The sequence below is a fragment of the Lysobacter sp. 05T417 genome, from assembly GCF_056396405.1.
This window is the reverse complement of record NZ_JBFTLK010000005.1, coordinates 32,720-52,561: the sequence shown is the minus strand read 5'-3', so window position 1 is coordinate 52,561 and position 19,842 is coordinate 32,720. Positions and strand designations below refer to the sequence as shown.

At 67.3% G+C, this 19,842-nt stretch carries 16 protein-coding genes; 9 read left to right on the top strand and 7 right to left on the bottom strand.

Annotated features, from left to right (window positions below):
• Window positions 1-29: 29 nt before the first annotated feature.
• Entirely contained in the window at window positions 30-767 is a 738-nt protein-coding gene (locus AC1DER_RS09865) for a glutamine amidotransferase (protein WP_477247382.1), read from the bottom strand.
• 137 nt (window positions 768-904) lie between these two features.
• Here AC1DER_RS09865 and glyQ point away from each other — a divergent pair, with 137 nt between their 5' ends.
• The 5 genes from glyQ (at window position 905) to AC1DER_RS09840 (ending at window position 10,191) form a co-directional block, all read left to right on the top strand.
• Window positions 905-1,810, top strand: a complete 906-nt coding sequence (gene glyQ / locus AC1DER_RS09860) for a glycine--tRNA ligase subunit alpha (protein ID WP_441815557.1) — start codon at window positions 905-907, stop codon at window positions 1,808-1,810.
• A gap of 20 nt (window positions 1,811-1,830) precedes the next feature.
• A complete protein-coding gene (glyS, locus tag AC1DER_RS09855) occupies window positions 1,831-3,897 on the top strand; it encodes a glycine--tRNA ligase subunit beta (RefSeq protein WP_477247384.1) in 2,067 nt (688 codons plus the stop codon).
• A gap of 80 nt (window positions 3,898-3,977) precedes the next feature.
• Window positions 3,978-5,765: an autotransporter assembly complex protein TamA gene (locus AC1DER_RS09850; RefSeq protein WP_477247386.1), complete on the top strand. Its 1,788-nt coding sequence runs from the start codon at window positions 3,978-3,980 to the stop codon at window positions 5,763-5,765.
• 10 nt (window positions 5,766-5,775) lie between these two features.
• Complete coding sequence (locus AC1DER_RS09845) at window positions 5,776-9,672, top strand: translocation/assembly module TamB domain-containing protein (RefSeq protein WP_477247388.1); 3,897 nt, start codon at window positions 5,776-5,778, stop codon at window positions 9,670-9,672.
• 6 nt (window positions 9,673-9,678) lie between these two features.
• A complete protein-coding gene (locus tag AC1DER_RS09840) occupies window positions 9,679-10,191 on the top strand; it encodes a GNAT family N-acetyltransferase (RefSeq protein WP_477247390.1) in 513 nt (170 codons plus the stop codon).
• A gap of 37 nt (window positions 10,192-10,228) precedes the next feature.
• Here AC1DER_RS09840 and AC1DER_RS09835 read toward each other — a convergent pair whose 3' ends face one another.
• Window positions 10,229-10,747 (bottom strand): lipocalin family protein, encoded by a 519-nt coding sequence (locus AC1DER_RS09835; protein WP_477247392.1) that lies wholly within the window; start codon window positions 10,745-10,747, stop codon window positions 10,229-10,231.
• A 131-nt stretch (window positions 10,748-10,878) separates the two neighbouring features.
• A complete protein-coding gene (locus AC1DER_RS09830) occupies window positions 10,879-11,433 on the bottom strand; it encodes a DUF2058 domain-containing protein (protein WP_441815563.1) in 555 nt (184 codons plus the stop codon).
• A 72-nt stretch (window positions 11,434-11,505) separates the two neighbouring features.
• Here AC1DER_RS09830 and AC1DER_RS09825 point away from each other — a divergent pair, with 72 nt between their 5' ends.
• The 4 genes from AC1DER_RS09825 to AC1DER_RS09810 all read left to right on the top strand — a co-directional run bounded on the left by AC1DER_RS09825 (window position 11,506) and on the right by AC1DER_RS09810 (window position 16,625).
• Window positions 11,506-12,003 carry a M48 metallopeptidase family protein gene (locus AC1DER_RS09825; RefSeq protein WP_477247395.1) on the top strand — a complete coding sequence of 166 codons (498 nt, stop codon included), beginning with the start codon at window positions 11,506-11,508 and terminating at the stop codon, window positions 12,001-12,003.
• Window positions 12,004-12,114: 111 nt separating this feature from the next.
• Entirely contained in the window at window positions 12,115-14,637 is a 2,523-nt protein-coding gene (locus AC1DER_RS09820; RefSeq protein ID WP_441815565.1) for a type II secretion system protein GspG, read from the top strand.
• Between the two features lie 15 nt (window positions 14,638-14,652).
• The gene (locus tag AC1DER_RS09815) at window positions 14,653-16,203 is read left to right on the top strand and encodes a phospholipase D-like domain-containing protein (RefSeq protein WP_477247397.1); all 1,551 of its coding nucleotides are present in this window, start codon (window positions 14,653-14,655) and stop codon (window positions 16,201-16,203) included.
• A 134-nt stretch (window positions 16,204-16,337) separates the two neighbouring features.
• Complete coding sequence (locus AC1DER_RS09810; RefSeq protein WP_477247399.1) at window positions 16,338-16,625, top strand: hypothetical protein; 288 nt, start codon at window positions 16,338-16,340, stop codon at window positions 16,623-16,625.
• On the opposite strand, the gene AC1DER_RS09805 is transcribed toward AC1DER_RS09810, so the two are convergent.
• The 4 genes from AC1DER_RS09805 to AC1DER_RS09790 form a co-directional block, all read right to left on the bottom strand.
• Window positions 16,571-17,128, bottom strand: coding sequence for a dihydrofolate reductase family protein (locus AC1DER_RS09805; RefSeq protein ID WP_477247401.1), 558 nt, complete (start codon window positions 17,126-17,128; stop codon window positions 16,571-16,573). The genes AC1DER_RS09810 and AC1DER_RS09805 overlap by 55 nt on opposite strands.
• 96 nt (window positions 17,129-17,224) lie before the next feature.
• The gene (locus AC1DER_RS09800; RefSeq protein WP_477247403.1) at window positions 17,225-17,653 is read right to left on the bottom strand and encodes a GFA family protein; all 429 of its coding nucleotides are present in this window, start codon (window positions 17,651-17,653) and stop codon (window positions 17,225-17,227) included.
• Window positions 17,650-18,954 carry a sialidase family protein gene (locus tag AC1DER_RS09795; protein WP_477247405.1) on the bottom strand — a complete coding sequence of 435 codons (1,305 nt, stop codon included), beginning with the start codon at window positions 18,952-18,954 and terminating at the stop codon, window positions 17,650-17,652. Before AC1DER_RS09795 ends, AC1DER_RS09800 begins: the two co-directional genes overlap by 4 nt.
• Window positions 18,955-18,999: 45 nt before the next feature.
• Complete coding sequence (locus tag AC1DER_RS09790; RefSeq protein WP_477357917.1) at window positions 19,000-19,782, bottom strand: nuclear transport factor 2 family protein; 783 nt, start codon at window positions 19,780-19,782, stop codon at window positions 19,000-19,002.
• Between the last annotated feature and the right edge of the window lie 60 nt (window positions 19,783-19,842).

Below are 19,842 nucleotides of genomic sequence, written 5' to 3'. Positions count from 1 at the left end.
TCGCCGTGGCGGTCGCAAGGACCGCCGGCTCAATGTTCGTGCAGGTTGCGGGCGTGCCGGACGAACCGGCGCAGCACCCGCCGTGCGTGCGGCGTTGCGCTGATGTCGCGGGCCAGCGCCTTGGCGCAGCGACCTTCGCGATGCAGCGCATCCTGCCTGGCCTGGACGTAGCCGCGCATGTGCGTGGCGCTGAATTCCGGGTGGAACTGTACGCCCCAGGTGCGCTCGCCCCAGCGGAAGGCATGGCAATCGTCCTGCGACGAACGCGCCAGCACGGTCGCGCCTTCAGGCGCGCGCAGCACGGTCTGCAGGTGCGTGGCCTGGGCCGCGAACTGCGGCGGCAGGCCGGCAAACAGCGGATCGTGCTCGGCGTGCGGGTGCAATTGCAGTCCGATCGTGCCCATCTCGCGGCCGGCCGGGTTGTCGCCAACCTCGCCGCCCAGCGCATGCGCCAGCAACTGATGCCCATAGCAGATGCCAAACAGCGGCATCCCGGCCTGCGCGGCCTCGCGCAACCAGACCGCGCTGCGTTCGCTCCATTCGCGGCGCTCGGTCACCATCGCCGCGGAACCGGTGATGATCGTGCCGGCGAACCCTTCCCGGCCCGGCAGCGCCTGGCCGTCCTCGACATTGACCACGACCGCTTCGTCGGCCTCCAGGCCGGCGGCGACGCGAATCCAGTGGGGAAAGCCGCGATGGCGGCGCATCGAGGCGACGGGCTGGCCGGTTTCGACGATCAGGAAAGGCCGCTTGTGGCGATGGGTCACGGTACTGGGGACTGCAGAGTGAAGGGTGAAACGACTTCCGGCGGCAAGGCTCTGCACAACCCGGAAGGGCAAAAAATCCAGCGGCATCAAGGCCCGTGGCTATACTAGCGCGCTTTGCAGCACGCCAATCGGGAACCATGGCCGCACCTACCTTCCAGGAACTCATCCTGCGTCTGAACGCCTTCTGGGCGGACCAGGGCTGCGTGCTGATCCAGCCGCTCGACCTGGAGGTCGGCGCCGGCACCTTCCACCCGGCCACCTTCCTGCGCTCGCTGGGCCCGGAGCCGTGGAACGCGGCCTACGTGCAGCCGTGCCGCCGACCCACCGACGGCCGCTACGGCGAGAACCCCAACCGCCTGCAGCGCTACTACCAGTACCAGGTGGCGATGAAGCCCAGCCCCGACAACATCGTCGAGCTGTACTTCGATTCGCTCAAGGCGCTCGGCGTGGACCCGCTGGTGCATGACCTGCGCCTGGTCGAGGACAACTGGGAATCGCCGACGCTCGGCGCCTGGGGCCTGGGCTGGGAAGTCTGGCTCAACGGCATGGAGGTGACCCAGTTCACCTACTTCCAGCAGGCCGGCGGCATGGAGTGCCGACCGGTGCTGGGCGAGATCACCTACGGTCTCGAGCGCCTGTGCATGTACCTGCAGAACGTCGACAACGTCTTCGACCTGGTCTGGACACACGGACCGGACGGCACGCCGGTGACCTACGGCGACGTCTACCACCAGAACGAAGTCGAGCAGAGCGCCTACAACTTCGAGCATGCCGACGTCGCGGAGCTCTTCCACCGCTTCGACGCCTGCGAGGCCGAGGCGCTGAAGCTGATCGAACTGGGCCTGCCGTTGCCGGCCTACGACCAGGTCTGCAAGGCCAGCCACAGCTTCAACCTGCTCGATGCACGTCGCGCGATCAGCGTGACCGAGCGCCAGCGCTACATCCTGCGCGTGCGCCGCATCGCCCAGGGCGTGGCCGAGGCCTATTACGCGCAGCGCGAGAAACTGGGCTTTCCGGTGCTGAAGAAGACGCCGGCTGCGTGATTCAAGAGAAAAGTGACGACATGAAACCGCTGCTGATCGAACTGGGTACCGAAGAACTTCCCGTCAAGGCGCTGCCCGGCCTGGCCCAGGCATTCTTCGATGGCGTGATCGATGGCCTGCGCAAGCGCGGCGTCGCCTTAGCGCGTGGCGAGGCCAAGCCGCTGTACACGCCGCGCCGCCTGGCCGTGCTGCTGCCCGGTGTCGCCGACGAACAGCCGGAGCAGAAATCCGAGGTGCTCGGGCCGTACCTGAACATCGCGCTGGACGCCGATGGCCAGCCGACCAAGGCCCTGCAGGGGTTCGCCGCCAAGGCCGGCATCGAGTGGACCGCGCTCGAGAGGACCAGCGACGCCAAGGGCGAACGCTTCGTCCACCGCGCGGTGAAGCCGGGCGCGCGCACCACCGAGCTGCTGCCGGAAATCCTGCGCGAAGCCGTCGCGGCGATGCCGATCCCCAAGCCGATGCGCTGGAGCGATCACGACTACGGTTTCGCCCGCCCGGTGCACTGGCTGGTGGTGCTGCACGGCAAGGATGTCGTCGACGCGCAGATCTTCGGCGTGACCAGCGACCGCATGAGCCGCGGCCACCGCTTCATGCACGACAAGCCGGTGTGGTTCAGCACGCCCAATGACTATGTCGAGTTCCTGCGCGGCGCCAAGGTGCTGGCCGATCCCGACGAGCGCCGCGAGCGCATCGTGCTGGAGGTGAACGCCGCCGCGACCGCGGCCGGCGGCAGCGCGCGCATCGACAGCGGCATCCTCGAAGAGGTCAACGGCCTCACCGAGTGGCCCAAGGCGGTGTCGTGCAGCTTCGAGCGGCAGTTCCTGGCGGTGCCGCAGGAAGCGCTGATCGCAACAATGGAAACCAACCAGAAGTTCTTCCCGGTGCTAGACGCCGAAGGCAAGCTCAGCGAGCATTTCATCGGCATCGCCAACATCGAGTCGCGCGACGAAAGCGAAGTCCGCAAGGGCTACGAGCGCGTGATCCGGCCGCGCTTCTCCGACGCGAAGTTCTTCTTCGTCGAGGACATGAAGCAGGGCCTGACGGCGATGAACGACGGCCTGAAGACGGTGAAGTACCAGGACAAGCTCGGCTCCATCGCCGACAAGGTCGCGCGTGTGGCGACGCTGGCCGAGATGGTGGCGGCGCAGGCCGGCGTCGACCCGCAGCAGGCGCGCGAGGCTGCGTTGCTGGCCAAGGCTGACCTGCAATCGCGCCTGGTCGGCGAGTTCCCGGAACTGCAGGGCATCGCCGGCCGCTACTACGCCGCGGTCGAGAACCAGCCGCTGGAAGTGGCGAACGCCATCGACGAGGCCTACATGCCGCGCTTCGCCGGCGATGCGATCGCGCCGAGCCCGCTGGGCCAGGTGCTCGCGGTCGCCGAGCGCCTGGACACGCTGGCCGGCGGTTTCGCCGCAGGCCTGAAGCCCACGGGCAACAAGGACCCGTTCGCGCTGCGCCGCAACGCGCTGGGCCTTGCGCGCACGCTGCTGGAAGGCGGCCATGACGTGGTCCTGCACGATCTCGTCGAGCGCGCACTGTCGCTGCAGCCGGCGGCCACCAAGGACATCGGCAGCTATGACATCACCTCGTTCGTCTATGACCGCCTGCGCGGCTACTACGCCGACCGTGGCGTGGCGGGCACGCAGTTCGACGCGGTCGAGAATGTCGCCCACGATTCGCTGCCCGACTTCGACCGCCGCCTCAACGCGATCGGCGAGTTCGCCAAGTTGCCCGAGGCCGAAGCACTGGCCGCGGCCAACAAGCGCATCCGCAACATCCTGCGCAAGGTCGAAGGCGCGGTGCCCGACGCCATCGACCCTGCCCTGTACCTCGAGCCGGCCGAGCGCGAACTCGGCGAAGCCGTCGACAGCGCCGTGGCCGACACCGGCCCGCTGCTCGACCAGCGCGATTACGTGGCCGTGCTCGGACGCCTGGCGCGGCTGCGTCCGCAGGTCGATGCATTCTTCGATGGCGTGATGGTGAACGTCGACGACGAGCGCATCCGCAACAACCGGCTCGCACTGCTCAAGCGCCTGTCCGATCGCCTCGGCAGCGTCGCCGCGATCGAACACCTGTCGATGTGACCGCAGCCGCGGCCGGACCGCCGCGGTCTGATCACGGATTGTTCACTGGCTGACGGATGAAGCCCGGTTATCCTGCATCGATGCGCCCCACGTACCGCTTGTTGGCCACCGCCGTGTTGACGATCGCCGCAGCCGGCACCGCCCAGGCGGCGAAGGTCACGGCCGTGGACATTCGCGGCCTCGACGAAGCGAAGACGCTGAACGTGCGCGGCGCGCTGTCGCTGGTGCAGGCAATCGACAAGGAGCTGTCGGGGCGGCGCCTGGGTTACCTGGTCCGCGAGGCCGACGACGAAACGCGCGAGGCGCTGGAGCCGTTCGGCTATTACTCGCCCAAGATCGAGGTCACGCGCGAGGGCAGCGGCGACAACACCAGGGTCATCGTGACGGTGTCGCTCGACGAGCCGGTGCGCGTGCGCCGCGCCGATATCGCCATCATCGGCGAGGGCAGCGAGGACCGTTACCTGAAGGAAGACCTGTCGGTGTTCCGCCCGCAGAAGGGCGACATTTTCGATCACGCGCAGTACGAAGCCAGCAAGACCAAGATCACCCGGCGCCTGGCCGAGCGCGGCTACTTCGACGCCGACTTCTCTTCGCGCCGCGTCGAGGTCACGCGCGCCGAGCATGCCGCCGACATCGACCTGGTCTGGACCAGCGGCGGCCGCTACGACATGGGCCCGATCACGTTCGTGCAGACGCCGCAGCACATCATCCGCGACAGCCTGCTCGAGCGCCTGGTGTACTGGGAACAGGGCAGCTACTACCACCAGGGCAAGCTCGACCGCTTCCGCGAGTCGCTGGCGCGCCTGGACTATTTCTCCAGCATCGAGATCGAGCCCGACCCCGACAAGGCGGTCGACAACGAAGTGCCGGTGCTGGTGACGCTGACGCCTGCCAAGCGCACCGTCTACACCGCCGGCGTCAGCTACGGCACCGACAGCGGCGCCGGCGTGCGCCTGGGCATGGAGCGCCGCTACGTCAACGACCGCGGCCACAAGGCCCTGGGGCAGATCGACTGGAACGAGGAGCGCAAGACCGCGACCGCGCAGTACCGCATCCCCGCCTTCGCCTGGCTCGATGGCTGGTACACCTTCAGTGCCCAGTATTACGACGAGCAGAGCGACTACATCGACACGCGCAAGGTCGAGCTGGTCGCCAGCCGCAGCGGCCAGATCAGCCGCCGACTCAACGCGATCGCCTCGATACATGCGCTGCGCGAGCGCTGGGCGTACGTGGCCGACGACGATGGCGACGCCTCCACGCCGGTGCAGTACCGCAGCGCGACGTTCCTGTATCCGTCGCTGCGCGCGGATTACATCGACGCCGATGACCGGATCTTCCCGCGCAAGGCGGTCGGCATCACCGTGGAGGTTCGCGGCGGGCTTGAAGGTGTCGGCTCCGATGCCAACTTCCTGCAGACCTGGGGGGTGGCGCGCTGGTATCACGGCATGGGCGCATTCAATCGCCTGATCGTGCGCGGCGAAGCCGGTGGCACGTTCACCAATGCCCTGGTCGACATGCCGCCGAGCCTGCGCTTCTTCGCCGGTGGCGACCGCAGCATCCGTGGCTACGCCTATCGTGAAGTAGGCCCCACCACGATCGGCAGCGACGGCAAGAAGTACGCACTGGGTGCGAAGAACGTGCTCACCGGTTCGGTCGAGTTCGAGCACTATTTCAACGACACCTGGGGCGCTGCGGGCTTCGTCGATGCCGGCGATGCGTTCGACGACACGCCCGACATACACACCGGCGTCGGCTTCGGCGTACGCTGGAAGTCGCCGGTGGGGCCTGTGCGCTTCGACATCGCGCACGGCCTGAAGGATCCCGATTCGAACTACGAGATCTACCTCAACATCGGCGCGGACTGGTGAGGAGGTACGCATGAGCGAAAAGACGCCACAAGGCTCCAGCCAGACCCCTCCCGCCCCAATGCCTTCGGATCGGCACGAGGAGCGCATCGCCGAGCTGCGCCAGCGCCGGCGCGCGCGGCTGCGGTGGCTGGCGATCCGCGGCAGCCTGCTCGCCGGCGTGTTGACGCTGCTGCTGGCCGCGTTCGTCTACTGGCTGCTGACCAGCATCGGCGGCCGCGACCTGCTGCTGGCGCAGATCGTTGCGCGCTTGCCCGAGAACGCAGCGCTGTCGTGGCGATCGGTGGATGGCCCGCTGTCGGGCCCGCTGACCATGAACGGCGTGCGCTTCACCTACGACCGCATCGTCTTCACCGCCGACCGCGTGCACCTGGACCCTGCGATCCGGCCGTTGATCCGCAAGCGCCTGCGACTGGACGCGCTGCAGATCGCCAACGCGCACCTGGAGTTGCCCAAGAGCGACGAGCCCTTCGAGCTTCCACGCTGGCCGGAGGTGCTGCCGGAGATCGCGCCGCCGCTGGAGCTGCAGGCCGATGACGTTCGCGTCGACCGCTTCCTGGTGACCCAGGAGGGCGAGAAGCTGATCAACGTGCGCACGCTGCGCACCGGACTGGACGCGCAGCAGGGCAAGTTGCACGTCGAGCACCTGTACCTGGACAGCGACTACGGTCGCTTCAACCTCAACGGCGACTACGTCCCGCGCGAGGACTACCGCACCAGCCTCACCGCGAGCGGCCTGCTCGCCGCCGCCGACGGCCGCACGCCGGCGCGCATCGGCCTGGTTGCGCGCGGCGACCTGTCGCGGATGAACGTCGCCGTTGCCGGCCATGTTCCCGCGCCGTTGCACGCCAGCCTGGTGCTGCGCGGCAAGGAAGATCCGCGCTGGAACGTGGTGGTCGACGCCGAAGGCCTCGACCTGGGCCTGGTGACCGGCGCGGAGAAGGCCGATACCGACCAGCTGGTGATCGGCAGCTTCAGCGCCGATGGCGTCGGCGGCAACGCCAACCTGCGTGGCGAATTCCGCCAGGGCGACCTGGTGGCGACGGTGCTGCCATCGAAGGTGCGCCTGGAGAACCAGGTGCTCGATGTGCAGCCGCTGGCGCTGCGCGTGTTCGACGGCACCGCCACGCTGCGCGGCCATGCCGATTTCAAGGACGCGGAGAACGCCAGCTTCCGTTTCGCCATCAACGCACGCGACCTGCGCTGGGGCGGCGAGAAGGGCGCCGCGCAGACCGCTGGCGGCGGCGCCGAAGCGTCGCCGACGATCGGCGCCGACGCCGACCTCGGCTTCGCCGGCACGCTCAAGGCGTGGGCGGCGATCGGCAACGCCACGCTCACCCGCGATGGCGAGAAGGCGGTGGTGCAGTTCGACGGCCGCGGCAACGACGAGGGCATGACGCTCAAGACGCTCAAGGCGACGATGCCCAGCGGTACGCTCGACGGCAGCGGCGACATCGCCTGGGCGCCGGCACTGGGTTGGGACATCAATGCCCGACTCGCCGGTTTCGACCCGGGTTACTTCGCGCCGGACTGGAAGGGCTCGATCAACGGCAAGCTGGCGACCAGGGGCAGCACGCGCGCCGACGGCGGCCTCGAGATCGGCGCGGATGCCACCGACCTGGGCGGCCGCCTGCGTAACCGTCCGTTGAAGGGGCAAGGCCGCTTTGCCATGCACGGCGCCGGCACCGCAGGCGGCGAGACCGCCTACGAAGGCGATGTTGCGCTCTCGCTCGGCGGAAGCCGCATCGACGCGAAGGGGAAGGTAGCCAGCAATCTCGACATCGATGCGAAGTTCAGCCCGCTCGTGCTCAGCGACCTTCTGCCTGAGGGTGCCGGCACGCTGCGCGGCACGCTCAAGCTCGGCGGCCCGCGCACCGCGCCGGATGTGGTCGCCGACCTCACCGGCAGCGGCCTGAAGTACGGCGATTACCGCGCCGACATGTTCAGCGCCAAGGGCCGGCTGCCGTGGCAGCGCGGCAGCGGTGCGATCGCGGTGCGCGCCAGCGGTCTCGACGTCGGCCTGCCGCTGTCGTCGCTGACGGTCGACGCGCGCGGCGCGGTCGAAGCCCTGCAGCTGCAGGGCGAGGCACGCGGCGATATCGGCACGTTGACGCTGTCGGGCAACACGCTCAAGCGCGGCACGACCTGGGAAGGCGCGCTTGCCTCGTTCCAGCTGACGCCGGCCAAGGGCGCGTCATGGCGCCTGCAGCAGGCCGCGCGCTTCCGCTGGGACGGCCGCAACGGCGCGCTGAGCAACAGCTGCTTCACCTCCACCGGCGGCGGCTCTTTGTGCGCGAATGCCGACTGGCCGCGACGCGGGCTGGACCTGCGCGGCCAGTCGCTGCCGCTGAGCCTGCTGGTGCCGTACCTGCCCGAGCGTGAGGAACGCCGGCCCTGGCTGCTGCGCGGCGATGTCTCGTTCGAAGGCCAGCTGCGACCGCTCGGCAATGCCTGGCGCGGCCAGTTCAATCTGCGCTCGGCCGGTGGCGGCCTGAAGAACAGCGAGCGTGCGCGGCGCGAGATGCTGAGTTACGACAACCTCGTGCTCAACGCGACCTTCGATCCCAAACGGATCCATGCCGAACTGTCCACCGCCTTCAACAGCGGCGGCCACATCGATGCACGCATCGCCACCGGCTGGGACGACTTCGCGCCCATCGCCGGCGAGGTCTCGGTCAATACCGACGAACTGGTGTGGATGGAGCTGTTCTCACCGGACATCGTCGAGCCCAAGGGCCGGCTCGATGCGCGGATCAGCCTGGCCGGCACGCGCGCGCGCCCGCAGCTGGGTGGCCAGGCGCGGTTGTCCCAGTTCACCACCGAGCTGCCGTCGCTGGCCATCGTGCTGGAGGATGGTGACGTGCGTCTCAACGCGCTCGCCGACGGCAGCGCGCGCATCGACGGCCAGGTGCGCTCGGGCGAAGGCATCCTCAACATCGACGGCTCGCTGAACTGGCAGAACATGGACGCGCCGCTGACGCTGACGCTGCGCGGGCAGAACGTGCTGGTGTCGGACACGCGCGACCTGCATGCCGTGGCCAGTCCCGACATCGAAGTGCGCTACGCCGCCAAGCAGCCGCTGCAGGTCACCGGCACCGTTACCGTGCCGTCGGCCAAGATCGACCTCGAGCGGCTCGACCAGGGCGTGTCGGCGTCGCCGGACGTGGTGGTGCTCGATCCGGAAGACCCCGAGGACACCGGCGATACGCCGCTCGAACTCGACCTGACCCTGGCCCTGGGCGACGACGTCCGCCTCAACGGTTTCGGCCTGGACGGCAGCCTCGGCGGCAAGATGCGCGTGCGCTCGCACCCCGGGCGCGAGATGACCGCCAGCGGCCAGCTGCAGGTGCAGGGCCGGTACAAGGCCTATGGCCAGAAACTCGACATCACCCGTGGCGAACTGTCGTGGTCGAACGGGCCGGTTGCCGACCCGATCCTCAACATCCGCGCCGAGCGCGTGGTCGGCGATGTCACCGCCGGCGTCGACATCCGCGGCCGCGCCAGCGCGCCGACTGCGCTGGTGTGGTCGGACCCGGCCAGCTCGCAGTCCGAGGCCCTGGCCTACCTGACCCTGGGGCGGCCGCTGGCAAGCGCCAGCAGCGATGAGAGCAAGCAGCTCAACGCTGCCAGCGCCGCGCTGTCGGCCGGCGGCAGCCTGATCGCCTCGCAGCTCGGCGCCAAACTCGGCCTGGACGATGCCGGTGTGAGCGACAGCCGCGCGCTGGGCGGCAGCGTGCTCGGCGTGGGCAAGCACATCTCGCCGCGACTGTATGTCGGCTACGGCGTGTCGCTGCTTGGCACCGGCCAGGTGGTGATGCTGAAATACCTGCTGCGCAAGGGTTTCGACGTGCAGATCGAATCAAGCACGCTGGAGAACCGGGCGTCGTTGAACTGGCGAAAGGAGAAGTAGGAACGCATGACCCAGGTACTGCAGACCGCACGACTGAACATTCGCGAGATCGACGAATCCGATGCGCCCTTCATCCTCGAATTGCTGACGGATCCCTCGTTCCTGGAGAACATCGGTGACCGCGGCGTCAGCGACCTGGCCAGCGCGGTGAACTACATCCGAACCGGTCCAGGCGACAGCTATGCGCGCAATGGCTACGGCCTGTGGCTGGTCGAACTCAAGGACTCGCGCATCCCGGTGGGTACGTGCGGGATCATCCGCCGCGACACCCTTCCGGCCGCCGACATCGGCTATGCCTTCCTGCCGCGGCACTGGGGTCAGGGCTATGCGCTGGAGGCCTGCCAGGCCGTGCGCGACCACGCGCTTCGCACGCTGGCGATGCCGCAGCTCCTGGCCATTGTCGCGCCCGGCAACAACGCTTCGATCAAGGTACTCGAACGCATTGGCTTCAACTTCCGCGACACCGTGCAGCTGGCCGCCGATGCCGAGCAGCTGAAGCTCTACGCCGTCGAGGCCTGAAGCGGCGCGTCGGGAGAGGCGATGCGCCGCCCTCCCCTCAAGGGGAGTAATGCGGCGCTGCGCGTTGCGGCGTGCGGATCAGCTTGTCGAGTTCGAATCCCTGCTGGCGTGCGGTGGCCAGGAAGTCCTGCTGCTCGGCTTCGGGCAAGGCAGGTTCGCGCGCGAGCAGCCACAGGTACTTGCGATCGGGGGAGCCGACCAGCGCGGTTCGATACGCATCGTCCACGCGCAGGATCCAGTAATCGCCCTTGGTGAAGGGCACCCACTTCAGGCCGTCGGGCATGAAGCTCACTTCCAGTTTCGCGTTGCCGCTGCCGTCGACCACGACCGCTTCACCCACCGACTGCTCGCCCTCGCCTTTGCCATTGACGGCGCGATTGTCGACCTTGACCGTGCCATCGGGGTTCAACGAGTAGGTCGCGGTGATGTTGCTGTAGTCCTCCGGCTCGTACCGCATGGGCAGGCGGGCGATCTCGTACCACGTGCCCAGATAGCGGCTCAGATCGACTGCAGGTGCGGTGGACGGTTCGGACGTATGGGTCGACGCATGGGTCATGGACGCATTCCTCGCGGTTGGCATTGACGCTGCCGGACTGGCAGGGTCGCCGTCCGCGCGTAAGCGGACCGTGCGTGAAATGCAAAACGGGTCTACACGTCCCTTAATGGTTCAGCTTGCAGGGCGCGCGATCACCAGATCAGGTCGTCCGGCACCTTGAACTGCGCGTAGTACTCGTCGTCTTCAGACGAAGCCGCGGTGGGCTCGGCGCTGGCGTCCTGGCCATGATCGAGCACGATCATGCTGTCATCACGTTCGCGCACCTTGTCGGCGGCCGCGCGTGGCAGCAGCTCGTAACGTTCGTCGATGCGGGCGATCACCAGCACGCCGGACGACAGCTTCTTGCGCAGGTCGCCGTCGATCAGCAACGTGCGAATGGCGCCGTCCGCGGTGAAGCGGTACTCGCTCTCGCCCGAGCGCGGCACCTTGCGGTCCTCGATGATCTGTCGCGCCTGGGCACGAAGCTCGGTGATGCGCGCCTGCGCCTTGCGTTCTGCCGCCAGTGCGCGGTCGCGCTCGGCCTTCTCGGCGCGCGCCCGCTCGGCTTCCAGCTGGATCTCGCTCGGCCCAGACGGGCCTTTGGCGTGCCGGGCCTTGTTCTGCTCGCGCGCCACCTCGGCCAGCTTGGACTTCTTGACCAGTCCGGCCTTGAGCAGCTGTTCCTGGAGCGGATTCGCCTTTGCCATGTCGCGGTTTCTTGCCGTGGATTTCCGGCCCATCATACCCACCGACCCCGCCTCCCGCCTCGATCCCCGCCGATGGAAGACCTGAAGTACCTCGCCGGCTATCCGCAGCACCTGCAGGCGCGGGTGCGCGAACTGATCGAACACGATCGACTGGGCACGGTGCTGTCCGGCAAGTACCCCCAGCCGCACGCCGTGCGCAGCGACGGCCAGCTTTATGAATACGTGCAGGCGCTCAAGGACCGCCACCTGCGCAAGTCGGTGCCGCTGGGCAAGGTGATCTATGACAGCAAGCTGCAGGTGATGAAGCACGCGCTCGGAACCCACACTGCGATCTCGCGGATACACGGAGGCAAGCTCAAGGCCAGCCGCGAGATCCGCATCGCCACGGTGTTCCGTGATGCGCCCGCGCAGTTCCTGAAGATGATCGTCGTGCATGAACTGGCGCACATGAAGGAAGCCGAACACAACAAGGCCTTCTATCAGCTGTGCGCGCACATGGAACCGGACTACCACCAGCTGGAGTTCGATCTGCGGCTCTACCTGACGCATCTGGATATCGCGCAGAAATAGGGCTGCCGCAACCGCCCGTCGGCGGGTCCGCACAGGTGGCCTGTGCGTCCGCGCCATCGCGTTCGATCCCAATGGCCGTGTTCATTCCACGGATGGCAAAGGAGCGATTCGATGGAACGGACCAACAGCAAGCGGCTTCTGTTCACCGCCAACCACGTCACCACCAAGCTGACGGCCAACGACCAGGAAGCGGCCGCGGCGCAGCCTGAAGGCGCGCTGCGCAAGCTGGCGTTCGTGCGCGCCCTGCGGGTCACGTCGCCGGAGTTGCAGCGCCTGCGGGAACACTCGACTGCGCACGATCCCGGTGTTCGCGAGACGCTGCACGCCGTGGCTCAGCTCGAGACGGCTTCGCACCTCGAGGCCGCCGCCGGCCTCGCGCGCGTGCCGGCCGAGCGCCTGGTCGCGATCGCCGACCAGGTGGCCGCACTGCGCGGCACCCAGCGCACCGGCGCCTTCGACATGGTGCGGGAGGCCTTCGCGCAGCAGATCAAGGTGTCTCCGGTCGGCCGCCTGCACCTGGAGCGCCTGGAGATGTACCCGGCGGGCGTGGAACGCGGCGAACTCGTCTTCACCGTGCCGATGGCGCCCGGCGAGACAGTGACGGTTTCGCACAAGGAGTGGTCGACGTCTTCCCAGACCTACGAAGACATCGTCCAGGACGCCTTCGAGAGCTACAGCGAGCGTGGCGTCGCCGAGAAGACGGACGCCTCGATGTCGACCCAGAACGAGGCCCGGCATGCCGATGCGCTCAGCTTCGGTTCCACGCTCACCGGCAGCTATGGCCCGGTGTCGCTGACCACCACCCTTGGCCTGAACAACAACAACGAGACCCACGACTCGTTGAGCAGTTCGATGCACCAGATCAAGGAAGTGACGGAGAAGGCCTCGGCCCGCTCGCGCCAGGAGCACAAGGTCTCCATCAAGCTCGAGAGCAGCAAGGGCACCGAGGACAGGAGCTTCCGCACGATCACCAACCCCACTGCCAATGCGCGGCGCATCGACTATTACAAGATGATGCGCAAGTGGAAGACCGACCTCTTCCGCTATGGCCTGCGGATGACCTACGACGTCGCCATCCCGACCCCCGGAGTACGGCTGTGGGCGCGCTGGCGGCGACTGGCCGCGATTGATGCCGAACTGCAGGTTCCGTTTGTCTTCGCGCTGCAGCCGGAGGACCTCACCACGCTCAACTACGTGGACGAGGGCGAAAAGGTCGGCGCGCTGGGCTTGCCCGACCTCCCCGACGAGCAGGTCAAGCAGAGCCTGAGCAATACGATCGGGCCGATCGCCGAGGACGACCGGCACAACGTCGGCTACTTCAAGTTCGAGTTCGATGTACCCGCGGGTTACGAGTTCCTTGCCGCCACCGCCACCGCGCACATCAACCGCTGGACCGGCGAAGCGTGGCACTTCCGCTGGTACAGCGGCAACACCATCTTTCACAAGCCGCCGGCGTTCCCGCTGAACGAAGCGATCGGCGACTTCAACCACTTCAAGGGCGCCACCGGCCATCTCACCGGCGTATGCATGTACCAGACCATCCTGTCGGCCGCGCTGGTGCTCGATGTCACCTACTCGCGCACGCATGCGGTCTACGTGGACTGGCGGCGACGGGTGTGGGACGCCATCCACGCCGCGGCACGCGCCCAGTACCAGGATCGGATGAGCCGGCTGCAGGTCGAGCGCGACCGTCTCTGGCGCGACCTCACTGCCAAGGACACGCTTTCGCTGCGCCGCATCGAGCGCGAAGAGATGTTGCGCCTGATCATGCTGTGGCTGCTGGGTCCGTCCAGCGGCTACTCCAACGCGCCCGGCAGCGTGCAGAAGACCATCGATCGACTGCTCACCAACGAGCAGTTCCACATGACCGGCAATCCGGGGCCGGTCGCAGACTCCCCCACCTTCACCGGCATCGTCGAAGCCGACTGGGCGGAGGCGCTGCTGTTTGGCGAGCTGGTCAAGTTCGTGCAGCAGGCGGTGGAGTGGGAGAACCTGCTCTACTTTCCTTATGCCTATTTCTGGGGTTCGGAGAACCAGGGCCGCGACAAGTTGCTGTTCGAGTGCGCGGACCCGGAGCACCAGCGCTTCCTGCGTGCCGGCTACATGCGCGTGGTGCTGACCATCCGGCCCGGCTACGAAGAAGACTTCACGCGCCTGGTCGAGACGGGCTCGCTGCAGGGTCCGGGCACTTCGCCGTACCTGCCCATCGCGCAGGAGATCGCAAATTTCGCGCGCACCAACTACATGGGGATCCCGCCGGCCAATCCGGAAAAGCACGCGCGCCCGCTGCTATACCCGCAGCAACGGCGGACCTGGGAGAACATGGAAACGGTCATCGCGCAGATCGAGCAGTTCCGCGTCGACGAGGGTCACTATCCCGCGACGCTCGCCGACCTGCCGGGCGGTGCGCCCGATCCCGATGCCTGGGGCAACGACCTTGTCTACGACATCCCGGGCAGCGGCAACGACTACGACCTCATCTCCTTCGGCGCGGACGCAGCCGCGGGCGGCGATGAGCTGGATGCCGACATCTCCTCGGCGGCAGGCGCGTCGCTCGTCGCAAGCTGGTTCGAATACACGCCCACCAGTGGCATCGACCTCGAGGTCGACACCAAGCCGGTCGACATCGCCTAGCCCAGGGCGGCAGCCATGAGCGAGTTGCTGGACCGCTGGTTCATCGCCAAGGCGCGCCGCGGGCAGCCGCCTGCGGCCTGCGAGAACAACGAGGTCACCGCCTACATCCACTACGTCGACTACTACCGCGCGCTCGGCGACGCACTTCGCACGGCCGGTGAAGGCAACGTGGTGCTGCTTGCCGGCTGGAGCATCGATCTGGACACGCCGCTCGGAGACGATCCGAAGCAGACGGTGGGTGAGTTGCTCAAGCAGGCCGGCGCCGCCCGCGCCCGCGTCTGCGTGCTCCTGTCGGGCCATCACGGCAATCCCAGTCCGCCCGCGGCCGACTGGCTGCGGCGGCAACCGGGTTGCGCCGCCATCCTCGACGACCGGACGCGACTGCCCGGCTGCTTCCACCAGAAGGCCGCCGCGGTGCTGACCCCGGACGGCGTGACCGCCTTCGTCGGCGGCATGGACATCGGTCGCGACCGACTGGCCGATCCCGTGAGCAAGCGGGCGCCGTGGCACGACGTGCAGGTGAAACTGCGCGGACCGGCCGCCCACGACGTGTACGCCACGCTCGCAGCGCGCTGGGGGAGCCACGCCAGCCAGCGCAGCACTCCGATTCCTGGAACGCCGCGCGCCGTGGTGAACGCGCGTGCGGGTACGGCGCGGGCGGTGCAGGTGGTACGCACCTATGGCAACCCGTGCACCGGCATCCCGCTGACCGTGCTGCGCCCGGAGAATGCGCGCGCGTCGATGGCCCAGGTCATGCGCGATGTCGAGAACGGCAGCGAGTTCAGCTTCGCGCCCAAGGGCGAGTCGTCGATCCACGATCTGCTGGTCCAGGCCATCCGCGCGACGCGCGAGTCGATCTATGTCGAAGAGCAGTACTTCGTCGCCTCTGCCGCCATGGGCGGCCAGGAAGAACTGCTGCAGGCGCTTGCCGAAGCCATCGCCCGGCCGAGCTTCAAGCACATGCTGGTGCTGACGACGGGCGTGGGCACGGTGCAGGGCGAACTGTTCCAGACCAACCAGCGCCGCCGCGACCTGGTGCGCCGCATCGCCGCGCGCTTCCCGGACAAGATCTCGCTGTGGGCTTACAAGGGCGGACAGGACCGCTGCTACTGGCTGCACTCGAAGATGTGGATCTTCGACGACACCATGGCCGTCATCGGCTCGGCCAACTTCAATCGTCGCGGTCTCTCGCACGACGGCGAGCTGGGCGTGGGCGTGGTGGACACGCAGGCCCCGGCGCGCGGCTGGGTGCGCGAGCTGCGCAAGCGCCTGTGGCTCAAGCATCTTCCAACCTCGGGGCGGCCGGTCACGGCCGAGCAGGTCGACGATTTCGAACAGGGCCGCGCGCTGTGGGTCGACACGGGGAACACCCTGCTGTTCCGCATGGACACCGAGGCCGGCGAGCCTTCACAGCCGGACCGCCTGATGGTTTGCAGCGACCCGCCGCCGCCGACGCGCTGGGGCCGGTTTGTCCGGGGCTGCGCCTGCGCGCCGTATCCCTTCGGTGGTCCGCTGCGCTCGTACCAGAGGCAGTGGGACCTGGCACTGGACCCGGACGGTACGTAAGGTTGCCGGGCGGTGGTCGGATACCACCCATTCCACATCAGGAGCCGGCGATGCGACTGGTATGCATATCTCTCTTGCTCCTGGCGTCGTCGGCGCAGGCAAGCGGAATAGCGCGCGAACGCATGAGGCGGCCTATGAAGGGATTTGCCATGAAAGGAAGTCGTCGCGTTCTGTTCTGGTCTTCGCTCGCGGTCACGCTGCTTGCAACCAGCACTATTGCGTCAGCTCGGCGGGCGTATGAAGTTGAGATCGGCCACTTCGATGCAAGTGGTGCGCTCAACGGCAGCATCACCTACATGTGCGAAGGCGGAAAATACGTCGAAGGGGTGCTCGTTGGAACGCCGCGCCATTGGTTCTGGCGAGACGTCTACCTGGTCTTCGACACGCGATACGTCAGCTCGGCAAACCCCGTTCCGACCTGAGCCACCGATTCAAGGGACAGGCGCGGACTCAGAACCCGACGCGGGAAAAGCGGCTTTCCCTGTCCCAGCGTTACCGAGCCGATCTGGACGATGATCTCGTCCAGCAGATCGGCGTCATGGAACTGCCCGGCGAGATCTCCGCCTCCCATCACCCAGACATTCCTTCCGCCAGCAGCCATGAGCATCTGCTGATGGGCCGCTTTCACATCGCCCTCGACGAAATGGACGTTTGCGCCGGCGACCGTCGCAAGCTTTCGACGGGTGAAAACCCAGGTTGGCTGTGCGTAGGGCCAGGCCGATCCCGTCTGCTCCGAAACCGCCTGGGCGTTGCGCAGGATCCACTCATAAGTGGCCGATCCCATGGCGATCGCACCGACGCCCTGAATGAACGATGGATAGCTCGTCTGCTCGATATCGGCCAGCGGGAACAGCCATTCGAGGGAGTCGTCTTCCGTGGCGAGGAAGCCGTCAAGACTGGAGGAGGTGTAGTACTGCGTCTTCAATTCGATACCCTCGGATGGGAACGTCCGAAGACTCTATAACTTCCACCGAACCGGCAGAATGACCTGATCTGGCGTTGCGTTCGACGGGCCACTCGCCTACGCAGTCTCGATCCTGACGTCGCCAAACCACAGCTGTTGCCAGCGGGTCGCCTTCTCCGCGGCCGGCAGCAATCGCGGTTGCGCGGTCTGTTCGGGTGCGAAACCCGGAGCACCCTCGACTGTTCTGGCGTTGAGCGCTGCGTATAGACGACCATCGTTCTGGTAGGTCGCCAGCACCAGCACGGCGCAGCTTGCGCAGGCAATGAACTCGGCCTGATCCGATCCGTGGCGGTAGTGCAGCGCGGCGTTGCCGTCTTGCTGGCGCATTCGCAACCGTCCCGCCGGATCGGTCAGCCATGCCGCGCCATGCCGGGTACAGAACTCACAGTCGCACGCGCGCGGGGCGTAGTCGTGCAATGGCCGGGTCAGCGTGGCCTCCACGGCCAGGCGCCGGCAATGGCAACTGGCGTGGATGACCGGGCTCACGGTGCCAGCCGGTAGCGCTGGCCCTGCAGCCGCGGCTTACCGTCAACGACTTCGGTCCACACGACATAGGCGCCATCATCGGCCAATGCGAGCTGGGCGAAACCGGTGGCGCGGCCGCGACCCTGCAGCCGCGCCACTTCGACGCGCTGCAGTTCGCGCCCGAGGTCGGGTGCGTATCGCGCCAGCTGCAGCGACTGCACGCCGGCGTCTTCGCGCATCCAGAGCACCCAGGCGACGTTCTTGTCGAGTGCGAGGTCGACCCTTCCCTGCACCGGCACGCCCTGGTCTACCGTCACAGGTGCGGCAAAGGTGTCGCCGGCATCGTTGCTGCGCGCGATCTTCAGGGCCGGCATGTCGCCGGCCGCGGTGTACCACGCGACCAGCGCGGTATCGCCGTCGGCGACGACCGCCGGGCCGTTGACCGGGCAGGCGGGCATCTTCCAGCCGTCGGCGTGGACCACGTGCGCGGGTGTCCACGCGCCGTCCTGCAAACGGGTGACGGCGATGTCGCGGATCTCGTCGGGCGTTCGGTCGCGATACACCAGCAGCGGGCCGCGGCCGCCGAGAGCAACGTCGGTCTGGCAGCAGTCGCAGGTCATTGCATCGAGTTCGCGTTCGTCGGCCCGCTGCAGCAATGCGTCGAAGAACGCGACGCGCAACGTCATCGCACCGCCGTGGTGGCCTTCATGCCCTCCGTGTCCGCCATCGCCGCCGCCGCTGTTGCGGCCGTCGAGCCAGGCCACGCCGATACGGTCGGGGCCCGCCGGCCACAGCGATACGAAGCCATGATCGGAGGGCATGCCGTCGTCGTTCACCAGCACCGGTTTCGACCAGGTGCGTCCCTGGTCGCCGGACCTCACCAGTGCGACGTCGTATGCATACGGCGCCTTGCCCGATTTCTTCAACCAATGCGCCCACAGCGCGCCATCGGCCGTCACTGCAATATGCGGCGTGTCGGCCCAGTTTACGAACCAGTCGTCGCCGCGCGCGATCTGCCCTGTATCGCTCCACTTGCCGTTCACCTGGCGCGCGAACTTCAACGCATGCGCGTCGCCGTCGGCCTCGATCCAGGACAGCACGAGCGAACCGTCGGGGGCGCGCATCAGGTCGGGCTGCGCCGCCGGAGTCAGGCCCGACGGCAGTGTCCACGGTGTGGCTATGGCCGCATTTGGCGCCTCGGGCTTCGCCGATGCTGGTGTCGCGGCGGTGCTCGCGGTGGCCGTTTCGTTGGCGGGCGTGGCCGTCCGATCGCAGGCGACCGGCAGCAAGAACAGCAGGGGCAGGAGCAGGCTGGGTTTCATCGGCGCAAGCCTAACCCGTCGCGCCGGCGAGGGGGATACCCGTGGTCAGAACTTGCCGTTGCCGTTCTTCCACTGCGCGCGTGGCGGGATCGCCTCGATCGTGTCCCAGTGCTCGGCGATCTTGCCGTTGTCGATCCGCCACAGGTCGTAGAAGGCGACGTGCTCGCTGCCCAGGTGGCCCTCGCTGACGGAAAGGACGAAGTTGCCTTCGCCGAGAAGGCGGTGGACGCGGTCGTACTTCATCGCCCTGCCCTGCTGGGCCATCGCGTACAAGGCGCTGCCAAGCGCGGCCAGGCCGTCGCCGATGTGCGGGTTGTGCTGGATGTAGCGGTCGCCGTCGAAGTAGCCCGACAGCCGCTCCATCCGGCCGTGGATGAGGATGTCGTCGAGGAACCTGCCCGCCAGCGCCTTGTTGTCGTTCGTACGGTCCAGATCGGCGACCAGCACCGTGCCGTCGATCATGCTGTGGCCGCCTGGATTCGGCGCCTCTGGCGTGTCCTGCAGGTTGTCCCAGTGCTCGACGATCCTGCCCTCGTCGAAGCGGAAGATGTCGAAGCCGATCCTGGGACCGAAGAAGTCGTAGTCGGTGTGCGTGAAAACGAAATCGCCGTCCTGGAACGCGCGCACGGTGTTTACCCTTGCACTGCCCTTTGGCAGTTGCTGCAGCAGGTCGCCGAAACCGGCCAGGCCATCGGCCACCGCGAGGTTGTGCTGCACGTAGCGGCCCGGATGGATGTAAGCGACGGGATGGGCATCGCCCGTCTCGATGCTCTTGAGCAGCTGCACCACCTGCGCTTTCGGCGACATGGTCATGATCGTGTCTCTCATGCGGTCTGGAATGGTGGTCATTGTCCGCACCCGGTCTATGATTCACAGGTCAACGGGCGA